Raw genomic sequence first — 11,937 nt, forward strand, 5'->3', positions numbered from 1 at the left:
TAGCCCAAGCGCCGCGCCGCGCCCAGCCTTCAGGCCTTGGCCGTGGCGGCGCTGCTCTTGGTGCGTGGGCGCAGCTGTGCAGTGGCCATGGCCGGGTCGGTGACGCCACTGTCCGCCCGCATGCCGGCCGCCAGGAACGGCACCATCAGGCGCATGACCTGTTCGATGGACGTATTGATACCGAAGTCGGTTTCGGCGATGGCCCGCAGGGCCTTGATGCCGGACATGCTGAACGCGGCCGCCCCCAGCATGAAGTGCACGCGCCAGAACAGCTCCAGCGGCGGAATACGGGGAGCCGCCTCGTTGACCAACAGCATGTAGCGGCGGAACACCTTGCCGTACATGTCTTCCAGGTAGCGCCGCAAGTGCCCTTGGCTCTGGCTGAAGGCAAGGCCCAGCAGCCGCATGAAGATCGACAGGTCGTTGTTGCTGCGCGGCTGCACGGCCAATGCCTGCTCCACCAGCATTTCCAGCAGCTCTTCCAGGCTTGGCTTGTGCTCGGGCTTGGCCTGGCGGCGTTCCAGTTCACGCTCGAGGCTGGCGCAGAACGGGCCCAGGAAGCGCGAGAACACAGCCTGGATAAGCGCTTTTTTGGAACCGAAGTGATAGTTGACCGCCGCCAGGTTGACCCCGGCCTTGCTGGTAATCAGCCGCAGCGAGGTTTCAGCGAACCCCCTTTCCGCGAACAGCTGCTCGGCAGCATCGAGAATGCGTTCAACGGTTTCCGATTGGGCCATGACTACTCCGACTACTCCGCCAGACAAACAGTTGTTTGAAACATACGTTTCAGCCCTGCATCTGTCAAGGCTCGGTGACCGGGCGGTCGCCGTTGGAAAACAGCGCGCGTCGTGCCTCCGGGAGGGGGCGTTCGACTTTTCTTGCAACGTGTGGCTTGAAGCTTATCCAGTACTGTATATAATCCCAGTCACTGTACAAAAAGCCAGAGCGCCCAACATGCTGAAACTGACGCCACGCCAAGCCGAAATTCTCGCGTTCATCAAGCGTTGCCTGGAAGACAACGGTTTCCCGCCCACACGTGCCGAGATCGCTCAGGAACTGGGCTTCAAATCGCCCAACGCTGCCGAAGAACACCTCAAGGCCCTCGCCCGCAAGGGTGCCATCGAAATGACCCCAGGTGCATCCCGCGGCATCCGCATCCCGGGCTTCGAAGCCAAGGCCGAAGAAAGCGGCCTGCCCATCATCGGCCGTGTGGCTGCCGGTGCACCGATCCTTGCCGAGCAGCACATCGAGCAATCGTGCAACATCAACCCCGCGTTCTTCCACCCCCAGGCCGACTATTTACTGCGCGTGCACGGCATGAGCATGAAGGACGTCGGTATCCTGGACGGCGACCTGCTGGCAGTACACACCTGCCGTGAAGCACGCAACGGCCAGATCGTGGTGGCCCGCATCGGCGACGAAGTGACCGTCAAGCGCTTCAAGCGCGAAGGCAGCAAAGTCTGGCTGCTGGCCGAAAACCCCGAATTCGCCCCCATCGAAGTCGACCTGAAAGAACAGGAACTGGTGATCGAGGGCTTGAGCGTCGGCGTCATTCGCCGCTGATCCAGGAGGCGTCATGCAGCAGTTCATTCACGTACCCGAGCAAGCCCAGTTGCCGTTGTTCGAAGCATTCCTTGCCCAACCCGTACTTCCTGGCTTAAAGGCCAGCGAACTGGCACGCAAGCACAGCGACCCCGAGCTTTTCAGCGAACTGTCGCTGCGTGGCGCCCAAGGGCACTGCCAAAACCTGCTGGCACCCGTACTGCGTGAGCTGAGCGAAGAAGACGAAACCCGCTGGCTGACCCTGATCGCGCCGCCGTCGAGCCTGACCCAGGCCTGGCTGCGCGACGCAGGCCTCAACCGTGAACGGATCCTGCTGCTGCAACCCCGTAGCAATCAGAGCCCATTGCAGCTGGCCTGCGAAGCCCTGCGCCTGGGCCTTAGCCACACGGTGGTCAGCTGGCTGGGTAGCGTGAATGCCACTGCCCGCCAGCAACTGCTACGGGCAGCCACTACCGGAAATGCACAAAGCCTGAACATCCGCCTCGGCTGATGTTCAGGCTTTGCCTGTTACTTCAAAACGCCAGGCACCTGCTGCACCCTCAGGGTTCAGTGCAGCACCCGCGGCCCTTCATCACGCTCAGCCTCACCTTCCATCAGGCGACCGGCCATCTGCACACCCACGCTGAGCATGGCCTTGGCCACTTCAACATGCTGACCCTGCAGGAATACCTTGGCGTCTTCCGAGAAATCCAAGGTTACCAGTGAGCCTTCATCCTCGGCGCGACGCAGTTCGATGCGGCCATCAGGCAACTCGACAATTTCCAGAAAAGACGTAGACATAAATGGCAGTTCTCCGCGAAAGGCCAGTATTGTATCAGCCGTTGCCGCGATCAGCACTCACTCAACGCGTCGCGAAAACGCCTGACCAGGCCTTTGAGGTTATTGCGCCAGCTTTCCAGCTCGGCGCGGGACAACGCTGGTTGCTCGGGCTCGTCAAGGTTCACGGCTTGGATCAGCGGCTGAGTAACATCGGTTTTTGGCGCTTTCCTGGCGACAGGTGGTCGGAACAAATCGGCATAAGCACTGAGCATTTGCGCCAGCCAGGTTTCACGCTGGCGCGCCAGCTCCAGCAGCTCGGCCACCTCGGGGATGGCAATACCGTTCAGGCTGTCGTCGGCCAGCGCCTGCTCCACAGTTGCCACCACCGGCAGGCGGTAGAAAGCACCAATTTCATGGCACATGCCCAGTAGCGCGCCGTACAGGTGAAACAGCGCCGACTCGCGCTCGGCCTGTACCAGGCCCTGGGCATTCATGGCCTGGCTTTGCTCGGCCTTGGCCATGGCCTCGAGGGCGAGGCCGGCAAAGAACAGTTTCTGGTTGGTGCGGGTGTAGGTTTCCTGGGCCATTTCTGTGCCCTCCCTTCAGGCTGCAAGGCAAGTTTCTGCATCATAAATGATTGGGGCCGCTAAGCGGCCCCAATTACAGCACTGAAGGCTCAGCGCTTGTCTTCTACCTTCCACGCGCCACCGTCGTAGAACGCCTTCCAGCCGGTAGGCTTGCCATCGACCTCGGACTGCACGTACTGCTCCTTGGTCTTGCGGCTGTAGCGGATCACTGCAGGGCGGCCGTCCGGGTCCTTCTGCGGCGCATCGCACAGGAAGTGGTACTTCGGGTCGATCTCGTGCTTGTGCGGCACGATTTCCATGACCAGTGGTGCCCGGGTTTCGCGGTTCTTGGGGAACTGGCTGGCCGCCAGGAACAACCCCGAGGCGCCATCGCGCAGTACGTAGGTGTCGTCCACCTTCTCGCACTTGAGCTCAGGCATGTCCACCTTGTCCATCTTCGGTGGCGCTGCCTCACCGCTTTTCAGCAGTTTGCGGGTGTTCTTGCAAGCCGGGTTGGTGCAGCCGAAGAACTTGCCGAACCGGCCGGTCTTCAGTTGCATCTCGCTACCGCACTTGTCGCATTCCAGGCTTGGCCCTTCGTAACCCTTGATGCGGTAGTTGCCTTCTTCGATTTCGTAGCCAGGGCAGTCCGGGTTGTTACCGCAGATGTGCAGCTTGTGCTTCTCATCCAGCAAGTAGGCATCCATCGCCGTGGCGCAGATCGGGCAACGGTGCTTGCCCAACAGCACCCGCGACTCGGACTCGCCCTCGTCGTCCGCAGCGATCTCATCGCCGGGCACCAGGTTGACGGTCGCCTTGCAGCGTTCTTTCGGCGGCAGGCTGTAGCCAGAGCAGCCAAGGAATACCCCAGTGGAAGCAGTACGAATCATCATTGGCCGGCCACATTCCTTGCACGGAATGTTGGTCATGGTCGGCTGGTTGGCGCGCATGCCGTCTTCGCTCGACTCGGCCGTCTGCAGCTTCTTGCTGAAGTCGCCATAGAACTCGTCGAGCACGTTCTTCCAGTCACGCTCGCCCTGGGCCACGTCGTCGAGGTTCTCCTCCATGTCGGCGGTAAAGCCGTAGTCCATCAGGTTGGAGAAGCTTTCCGACAGGCGCTCGGTGACGATGTCGCCCATTTTCTCGGAGTAGAAGCGGCGGTTGTGCAGGGTCACATAACCACGGTCCTGGATGGTGGAAATGATCGCCGCGTAGGTCGACGGGCGACCGATGCCGCGCTTTTCCATTTCCTTGACCAGGCTGGCTTCGGTGAAGCGTGCCGGCGGCTTGGTGAAGTGCTGGCTCGGGTCGATCTGCAGCAACTTCAGTGCTTCGCCCTGGACCATTTCCGGCAGTACGTCGTCTTCACCCGGCTTGCTCTGCTGTGGCAGCACGCGGGTATAACCGTCGAACTTCAGGATACGGCCCTTGGCGCGCAGCTCGAAATCGCCGGCAGCCACGGTAACACTGGTAGACAGGTACTGCGCCGGCGGCATCTGGCAAGCCAGGAACTGGCGCCAGATCAACTCGTACAGGCGCTCGGCGTCGCGCTCCATGCCACTGAGCTTGGTCGGGTGTGTATTCACGTCCGACGGGCGAATCGCTTCGTGCGCTTCCTGGGCGCCTTCTTTGCTGCCGTAGACCAGCGGCGCATCCGGCAGGTACTGCTTGCCGAACTCACGCTCGATGTAGCTGCGGGCCATGTCCAGGGCATCGGCCGACAGGTTGGTCGAGTCGGTACGCATGTACGTGATGTAGCCAGCTTCGTACAAGCGCTGGGCCATCATCATGGTCTTCTTCACGCCGAAGCCCAGGCGGTTGCTGGCGGCCTGCTGCAGGGTGGAGGTAATGAACGGCGCCGACGGCTTGCTGCTGGTCGGGCGGTCTTCGCGCTTGACCACGCTGTAGCTGGAAGCCTTGAGCTTCTCCAGCGCGGCCATGGCCTGGGCTTCGTTCAGCGGCTTGAACGCCTCGCCATTTTCGCGCGCCACTTCGAAACGCACCTTGGCGTTTTTCGCGGTGCCGAGGTCGGCGTGGATTTCCCAGTATTCTTCCGGGATGAACGCGCGAATTTCACGCTCGCGCTCTACCACAAGCTTGACCGCTACCGACTGCACGCGACCGGCGGACAGGCCACGGGCAATCTTGGCCCACAACAGCGGCGACACCATGTAGCCCACCACACGGTCAAGGAAACGCCGAGCCTGCTGGGCGTTGACCCGGTCGATGTCCAGCTCGCCCGGTTGCGAGAAGGCTTCCTGAATCGCCTTCTTGGTAATTTCGTTGAACACCACGCGCTTGTAGCGGGCGTCGTCACCACCGATGGCCTCGCGCAGGTGCCAGGCAATGGCTTCCCCTTCGCGGTCCAAGTCGGTTGCGAGATAGATGGTGTCGGCATCCTTGGCCAGGCGGCGCAGCTCTTCGATCACCTTTTCCTTGCCAGGCAGGATCTCGTACTTGGCTTTCCAGCCGTGGTCGGGGTCGACACCCATGCGCGACACCAGCTGGCGACGGGCCTTTTCCTTGGGTGAAAGCGCCGGGGCCTCACCCGCAGCCTTACCACGCTTGGCGGCCGGCTCTTTGCTTGCGCTGGCCGAACCGCTGGTGGGGAGGTCTCGGATATGGCCGATACTCGACTTCACCACGTACTGGTTGCCCAGGTACTTGTTGATGGTCTTGGCCTTGGCCGGGGATTCCACAATGACCAGCGATTTGCCCATGGATCGGAGTATTCCTGAATCTGAAGATGAAAAACGCGTCAGGTGCCGACACGCGGCACCGCTATATATAGTGGCAAAAGTGTGAGGTCAAGTTCGAACGATCATGCGTGCGACTTGCCCAGCAACCCGGGCAGCCCCTCTTCGGCCTTGACCAAAGCAAAGCGTGGCACCTGCTCGCCGTCAACCTCGACGGACTCCTGGAACATCGAAAGTGGCCTCACCCAGAAGCTGTAGTCACCATACAGGCACTGGTAAAAAACCATCCACTCTTCGCTCTCGGAGTGCCGCGCAACGCTGAAGACACGGTACTCAGGCCCTTTGTAATGCCGGTAGACGCCTGGCTGTATCTGCATGTTGCACACCCTCCTGAATAAAACCTGAAAAAACAAAACCGGGGCACAAGGCCCCGGTTGCTGTCCAGCGGCGCGATCAGACGCGTTCGAAGACAGTGGTGATACCTTGGCCGAGGCCGACGCACATGGTCGCCACCCCGAGGGTACCGCCATTTTGCTTCATGACATTGAGCAGGGTGCCGGAAATACGTGCCCCAGAGCAACCGAACGGGTGCCCCAAAGCGATGGCGCCGCCGTGCAGGTTAACCTTCTCATCCATCTTGTCGAGCACTTTCAAATCTTTCAGCACTGGCAAAGCCTGTGCAGCGAAGGCTTCGTTGAGCTCGATGAAGTCGATGTCTGCCATGGTCAGCCCGGCACGCTTGAGGGCTTTCTGGGTCGATGGCACCGGGCCGTAGCCCATGATCGCCGGGTCCACACCTGCCACCGCCATCGAGCGGATTACCGCCAACGGCTGGATACCCAGGTCCATGGCGCGCTGGCCAGACATGACAATCATGCACGACGCGCCGTCGGTGATCTGCGACGAAGTACCGGCCGTGACCGTGCCCCCTTTGGGGTTGAATGCCGGCTTGAGCGACGCCAGGCCTTCGAGGGTGGTTTCCGGGCGAATGGTTTCGTCGTAATCGAACACCTTCAGGAAGCCGTTCTCGTCGTAGCCCTGCATCGGGATGATTTCATCCTTGAACTTGCCTTCGACCGTAGCCTTGTGGGCCAACTGGTGCGAACGCAAGCCAAACAGGTCCTGCTGCTCACGGGTGATGCCATGCATCTTGCCGAGCATTTCTGCAGTGAGGCCCATCATCCCGGAAGCCTTGGCGGCATGCAAGGACAGGTGCGGGTTAGGGTCCACGCCGTGCATCATGCTGACATGGCCCATGTGCTCCACGCCGCCGACCACGAACACATCGCCGTTGCCGGTCATGATGGCCTGGGCGGCGGTGTGCAGCGCGCTCATCGACGAGCCGCACAGGCGGCTGACGGTTTGCGCAGCGGAGGTGTGCGGGATCTGCGTCATCAGCGAAGCCATGCGGGCGATGTTCCAGCCCTGCTCCAGGGTCTGGTTGACGCAGCCCCAGATCACGTCCTCGACCTCTTTGGGGTCGACCTTGCCGTTGCGCTCCAGCAGCTTGCTGATCAGGTGCGCCGACATGTCTTCGGCGCGGGTGTTGCGGTGCATGCCACCCTTGGAGCGGCCCATCGGCGTGCGACCGAAGTCGACAATCACCACGTCTCTTGGATTCAGGCTCATATCAAATCTCTCGCTCTAGCTCGTTGACCGCTCAGTTGAAGAAGCGCTGGCCATTCTTGGCCATTTCGCGCAGCTTGGCGGTCGGGTGGTACAGCGGCCCCAGGTCGGCATAGCGATCGGCCAGGGCAACGAATTCGGCGACACCGATCGAGTCGATGTAGCGCAGCGCACCACCGCGGAAGGGAGGGAAACCAATGCCGTAGACCAGCCCCATGTCGGCTTCGGCAGCGGTCTCGACGATGCCGTCTTCCAGGCAGCGCACGGTCTCCAGGCACAGCGGCACCATCATCCAGTTGACGATGTCTTCATCGGTGACTTCACGCTGCTCGAACACGATCGGCTTGAGCACGTCGAGCACGGTAGCGTCGAACACTTTCTTCGGCTTGCCACGCTTGTCGGTTTCGTAGGCGTAGAAACCCTTGCCATTCTTCTGCCCCAGGCGGTTGGCCTCGTACAGGGCATCCACCGCCGAGCGGCGCTCGTCCTTCATGCGGTCAGGGAAACCTTCGGCCATCACGTCACGGCCGTGGTGGCCGGTGTCGATGCCTACCACGTCCATCAGGTAGGCCGGGCCCATTGGCCAGCCGAACTTTTCCATGACCTTGTCGATGCGCACGAAGTCGACACCGGCGCTGACCAGCTTGGCAAAGCCGCCGAAGTACGGGAACAGCACGCGGTTGACCAGGAAGCCCGGGCAGTCGTTGACCACGATCGGGTTCTTGCCCATTTTCTTGGCATAGGCCACGGTGGTGGCCACAGCCACTTCACTGGACTTCTCGCCACGGATCACTTCCACCAGCGGCATCATGTGCACCGGGTTGAAGAAGTGCATGCCGACGAAGTTTTCCGGGCGCTTGAGCGCCTTGGCCAGCAGGTTGATGGAGATGGTCGAAGTGTTGGAGGCAAGGATCGCATCGTCCTTGACCTGCCCTTCCACTTCCGCCAGCACCGCCTGTTTGACTTTCGGGTTCTCGACCACGGCCTCGACCACGATGTCGACATTGGCAAAGTCGCCATAGGACAGGGTCGGGCGGATGGCATTGAGCGCCTCGGCCATCTTGGCCGGGGTCAGGCGGCCCTTTTCAACGCGGTTGCCAAGCAGCTTGGAGGCCTCGTTCAAGCCCAACTGGATGGCTTCCTCGCGGATGTCCTTCATCAGGATCGGGGTGCCCTTGACCGCGGACTGGTAGGCGATGCCGCCACCCATGATACCGGCGCCAAGCACGGCAGCCTGCTTCACGTCGTGGGCAATTTCGTCGTGCGCCTTGGCCTTGCGCTTGAGCTCCTGGTCGTTCAGGAACAGGCCGATCAGGCTCTCGGCAACCGAGGTCTTGGCCAGTTTGGCAAACCCGGCCGCTTCGACTTCCAGCGCCTTGTCGCGGCCGAAGTTGGCGGCCTTCTGGATGCTCTTGATGGCTTCGACCGGGGCCGGGTAGTTCGGCCCGGCCTGCCCGGCAACGAAGCCCTTGGCAGTTTCGAACGCCATCATCTGTTCGATGGCGTTGAGCTTGAGTTTTTCCAGCTTGGGTTGGCGTTTGGCCTTGTAGTCGAGCTCGCCGCTGATGGCGCGCTTGATCAGGTCGATGGCGCCAGCCTGCAGCAGCTCGGGCGCAACCACGGCATCGACGGCGCCGACTTTGAGGGCGTCTTCGGCGCGGTTTTCCTTGCCGGCAGCGATCCACTCGATGGCGTTGTCCGAACCGATCAGGCGCGGCAGGCGCACGGTGCCGCCAAAGCCCGGGTAGATGCCCAGCTTGACTTCCGGCAGGCCGATCTTGGCGCTGCTGGACATGACACGGTAATCGGCGGCAAGGCACATTTCCAGGCCGCCACCCAGGGCGATGCCATTAATGGCCGCGACGGTCGGCACTTCGAGGTCTTCGAAGGCGTTGAAGATGCGGTTGGCTTCCAGGTTGCCGGCGACCAGTTCGGCCTCGGGCAGCTTGAAGTTGTCGACGAACTCGGTGATGTCGGCGCCGACGATGAACACGTCCTTGCCACTGCTGACGATGACGCCCTTGACCGAGGCGTCGGCCTGGATGGCGCCTACGGCCTCGCGCAGCTCGTTCAGGGTCAGGCGGTTGAACTTGTTGACGGACTCACCCTTGAGGTCGAACTTGAGCTCGACGATGCCACTTTCAAGAGCCTTAACCGTGATGGCTTTACCTTCGTAAATCATCAACTGATCTCCACGATATGGAAGCTGAACTGTACACGCCGATCGCTGCAGCGGAAGCAGGCCTAGCTGCCCCGCCCAGGCACACCCGTCAGCGCGCTAGTCGGAAGTATGGCTTGGCGTGGTGACATACAAACGCTCAATTCATACGCCCGTTTGATTTGGGTGTGCACACATTCTCCGAAAAGATCTGCGTTGTCAAATGCTCACGAGCACGAAGAAAACGCGACTTTCCGGTCATTTTGTAGCGTGCGCGCAGCAAACCATGATGACAGTGATCACCGGTCATTCATGCCAGCGATCGACCCCGCGATTGCACAGGCGCTGCACATTTTCGCTTGCGCGGCGAGCGGGTATGGCTACACTGCCACTTGCGTGAATGAATACCCGGCCTGCCTGGCCTTTTCTGCGAAAGCAGAACGCAAAGCGGCGACTTGGCACCCCACCCCTTCAGGGGTACGCCAAGCCGCCGCTTTGTCGTTGTAGGAGCGGCATTGTGTCTTGAGAGGGGATTAGACCTGGTCATTCACCGTTCCACTTGTGGGAGCGGGCTTGCCCGCGAACACCGGCGCAGCCGGTGCCCTCCACCGCGTCGCCTGCTTCGCGGGCTTGCCCGCTCCCACAGGTGAATCGCGCAGGCTTTACAAATTTTGAGAAAGACAGTTGCTCCTGCAAGTCCGGCGGCAACTCCAAGCCAGCCCAGCCCCGCTCCCACAGGTGAATCGCGCAGGCTTTTCAAATTTTGAGAAAGACAATTGCTCCTGCAAGTACGGCGGCAACTCCAAGCCAGCGCAGGCCCTGTGGGAGCGGGCATGCCCGCGAACACCGGCGCAGCCGGTGCCCTCCACCGCGTCGCCTGCTTCGCGGGCTTGCCCGCTCCCACTGGTGAATCGCGCAGGCTTTTCAAATTTTGAGAAAGACAATTGCTCCTGCAAGTACGGCGGCAACTCCAAGCCAGCGCAGGCCCTGTGGGAGCGGGCATGCCCGCGAACACCGGCGCAGCCGGTGCCCTCCACCGCGTCGCCTGCTTCGCGGGCTTGCCCGCTCCCACTGGTGAATCGCGCAGGCTTTTCAAATTTTGAGAAAGACAATTGCTCCTGCAAGTACGGCGGCAACTCCAAGCCAGCGCAGGCCCTGTAGGAGCGGGCTTGCCCGCGAACACCGGCGCAGCCGGTGCCCTCCACCGCGTCGCCTGCTTCGCGGGCTTGCCCGCTCCCACTGGTGAATCGCGCAGGCTTTTCAAATTTTGAGAAAGACAGTTGCTCCTGCAAGTACGGCGGCAACTCCAAGCCAGCGCAGGCCCTGTGGGAGCGGGCATGCCCGCGAACACCGGCAAAGCCGGTGCCATCCACCGCGTCGCCTGCTTCGCGGGCTTGCCCGCTCCCACAGGTGAATCGCGCAGGCTTTTCAAATTTTGAGAAAGACAATTGCTCCTAAAGGAATCGTGTTTAGCTGAACTCAGGCGAGGGTTTCGAGGACGTAGGCAACATCCTGCAATACAGCCGTATCGCCCCGTTCAGTCCAGTACAACGCGATCATCCGGGCATCGGCCTCTACCTTGTAAACGCTCGCCGGCAAGCGCGCCAGTGCCTCCACGTAACGCGGGTCTTCGCAGGGTTCGCGGTACTGGTTCCACCACACCCCCGGGCTGACCTGCCAGTAGCTGAAGCTGTTCTGGTGCCCACGGCGGCGCGCCCGGTGGTACTGCGGGCAAGGACTTGGCGGCTCCTTCTCCAGCCAGTGCGGCCACTGTTGCGGGGCCAGCTGCATGGCCAACCCCATACGTCGGGCTTCCAGGCGCAGCATCATCTGCTCGCTCTGCTTGCGCGAACTGCGCAACCAGGAAAACGGGCTGAGAATCAGCGCAAGGATTGACACCACCAGCAATACCGTCATATCAGTAGATTCCATAAAGCGTTGCAAATGAGCTGGTTAGCCATTTTTCACGGAAGACCCGCCCGAAAGCGACCATACTTCCTTTATCGCGATTGTCAGGAGTACTGCTCATGCCCTACGAACATTTGTTGGTCGCGGTCGACCTGACCGAAGAATGCGACCCGGTGATCAAGCGCGCCATGGCCTTGGCTGCCCCATCGAACGCCAAGGTATCGCTGGTGCATATCGTCGAGCCAATGGCCATGGCGTTTGGCGGCGATGTGCCGATGGACCTGTCGCAACTGCAACAACAGCAGTTCGACCAGGCCAAAGAGCGCATGGACCGGTTGTTCAACAAGTACCCGGACATTAATCGGGGCGACTCGCACCTGACCTACGGCCAACCTCGCCAGGAAATTCACCAGCTTGCCAAGGAACAACACTGCGACCTGATCGTGGTCGGCAGCCATGGCCGCCACGGCCTGGCGTTGCTGTTGGGGTCCACGGCCAATGACGTGCTGCACGGTGCGCCGTGTGACGTGCTGGCGGTACGCTTGCAGAAGAAAGACTGAGCCGACCTGGTCCGGCCCTATCGCCGGCAAGCCAGCTCCCACAGAGGCACCATGGATTTCAAGCCTTATGGTGTCCCTGTGGGAGCTGGCTTGCCGGCGAT

Annotated in this window: 11 protein-coding genes; 3 read left to right on the forward strand and 8 right to left on the reverse strand. The window is 61.2% G+C overall.

What is annotated here, in order from left to right; translation table 11 throughout:
- Positions 1 to 29: 29 nt before the first annotated feature.
- Positions 30 to 737, reverse strand: coding sequence for a TetR/AcrR family transcriptional regulator (locus K4A76_RS15965; RefSeq protein WP_009686283.1), 708 nt, complete (start codon positions 735 to 737; stop codon positions 30 to 32).
- 217 nt (positions 738 to 954) lie between these two features.
- Between K4A76_RS15965 and lexA the strand changes: the two genes are divergently transcribed.
- Positions 955 to 1,563, forward strand: coding sequence for a transcriptional repressor LexA (lexA, locus tag K4A76_RS15970; protein WP_029887015.1), 609 nt, complete (start codon positions 955 to 957; stop codon positions 1,561 to 1,563).
- A gap of 13 nt (positions 1,564 to 1,576) precedes the next feature.
- Positions 1,577 to 2,053, forward strand: coding sequence for an SOS-induced cell division inhibitor SulA (gene sulA, locus K4A76_RS15975; RefSeq protein WP_009686281.1), 477 nt, complete (start codon positions 1,577 to 1,579; stop codon positions 2,051 to 2,053).
- 56 nt (positions 2,054 to 2,109) lie between these two features.
- On the opposite strand, the gene K4A76_RS15980 is transcribed toward sulA, so the two are convergent.
- From K4A76_RS15980 to K4A76_RS16010, 7 genes are all read right to left on the reverse strand, one after another.
- Complete coding sequence (locus tag K4A76_RS15980) at positions 2,110 to 2,343, reverse strand: hypothetical protein (protein WP_009686280.1); 234 nt, start codon at positions 2,341 to 2,343, stop codon at positions 2,110 to 2,112.
- Between the two features lie 50 nt (positions 2,344 to 2,393).
- Positions 2,394 to 2,909 carry a DUF6586 family protein gene (locus K4A76_RS15985; RefSeq protein ID WP_009686279.1) on the reverse strand — a complete coding sequence of 172 codons (516 nt, stop codon included), beginning with the start codon at positions 2,907 to 2,909 and terminating at the stop codon, positions 2,394 to 2,396.
- A gap of 89 nt (positions 2,910 to 2,998) precedes the next feature.
- Positions 2,999 to 5,608, reverse strand: coding sequence for a type I DNA topoisomerase (topA, locus tag K4A76_RS15990; RefSeq protein WP_009686278.1), 2,610 nt, complete (start codon positions 5,606 to 5,608; stop codon positions 2,999 to 3,001).
- A gap of 101 nt (positions 5,609 to 5,709) precedes the next feature.
- Positions 5,710 to 5,961: a DUF1653 domain-containing protein gene (locus K4A76_RS15995; protein WP_025754461.1), complete on the reverse strand. Its 252-nt coding sequence runs from the start codon at positions 5,959 to 5,961 to the stop codon at positions 5,710 to 5,712.
- A 76-nt stretch (positions 5,962 to 6,037) separates the two neighbouring features.
- Positions 6,038 to 7,213, reverse strand: a complete 1,176-nt coding sequence (gene fadA, locus K4A76_RS16000) for an acetyl-CoA C-acyltransferase FadA (protein ID WP_009686276.1) — start codon at positions 7,211 to 7,213, stop codon at positions 6,038 to 6,040.
- 31 nt (positions 7,214 to 7,244) lie between these two features.
- Positions 7,245 to 9,392, reverse strand: coding sequence for a fatty acid oxidation complex subunit alpha FadB (fadB, locus tag K4A76_RS16005; RefSeq protein ID WP_029887012.1), 2,148 nt, complete (start codon positions 9,390 to 9,392; stop codon positions 7,245 to 7,247).
- Positions 9,393 to 10,847: 1,455 nt separating this feature from the next.
- Complete coding sequence (locus K4A76_RS16010; RefSeq protein WP_274410682.1) at positions 10,848 to 11,285, reverse strand: hypothetical protein; 438 nt, start codon at positions 11,283 to 11,285, stop codon at positions 10,848 to 10,850.
- Positions 11,286 to 11,395: 110 nt separating this feature from the next.
- Here K4A76_RS16010 and K4A76_RS16015 point away from each other — a divergent pair, with 110 nt between their 5' ends.
- On the forward strand, positions 11,396 to 11,836 hold the full coding sequence (locus K4A76_RS16015; RefSeq protein WP_009686273.1) for a universal stress protein: 441 nt from the start codon (positions 11,396 to 11,398) through the stop codon (positions 11,834 to 11,836).
- Positions 11,837 to 11,937 lie beyond the last annotated feature (101 nt).

It is taken from the genome of Pseudomonas sp. NEEL19, from assembly GCF_028751975.1.
GTDB classification, from domain to species: domain Bacteria; phylum Pseudomonadota; class Gammaproteobacteria; order Pseudomonadales; family Pseudomonadaceae; genus Aquipseudomonas; species Aquipseudomonas juntendi.

Bases quoted from the DNA above. Each gene is read 5' to 3' on its own strand.
- K4A76_RS15980 (WP_009686280.1), bottom strand. From the start codon at position 2,343: ATGTCTACGTCTTTTCTGGAAATTGTCGAGTTGCCTGATGGCCGCATC.
- K4A76_RS15965 (WP_009686283.1), bottom strand. From the start codon at position 737: ATGGCCCAATCGGAAACCGTTGAACGCATTCTCGATGCTGCCGAGCAG.
- topA (WP_009686278.1), bottom strand. From the start codon at position 5,608: ATGGGCAAATCGCTGGTCATTGTGGAATCCCCGGCCAAGGCCAAGACC.
- fadB (WP_029887012.1), bottom strand. From the start codon at position 9,392: ATGATTTACGAAGGTAAAGCCATCACGGTTAAGGCTCTTGAAAGTGGC.
- sulA (WP_009686281.1), top strand. From the start codon at position 1,577: ATGCAGCAGTTCATTCACGTACCCGAGCAAGCCCAGTTGCCGTTGTTC.
- K4A76_RS15985 (WP_009686279.1), bottom strand. From the start codon at position 2,909: ATGGCCCAGGAAACCTACACCCGCACCAACCAGAAACTGTTCTTTGCC.
- K4A76_RS15995 (WP_025754461.1), bottom strand. From the start codon at position 5,961: ATGCAGATACAGCCAGGCGTCTACCGGCATTACAAAGGGCCTGAGTAC.
- lexA (WP_029887015.1), top strand. From the start codon at position 955: ATGCTGAAACTGACGCCACGCCAAGCCGAAATTCTCGCGTTCATCAAG.
- K4A76_RS16010 (WP_274410682.1), bottom strand. From the start codon at position 11,285: ATGACGGTATTGCTGGTGGTGTCAATCCTTGCGCTGATTCTCAGCCCG.
- fadA (WP_009686276.1), bottom strand. From the start codon at position 7,213: ATGAGCCTGAATCCAAGAGACGTGGTGATTGTCGACTTCGGTCGCACG.
- K4A76_RS16015 (WP_009686273.1), top strand. From the start codon at position 11,396: ATGCCCTACGAACATTTGTTGGTCGCGGTCGACCTGACCGAAGAATGC.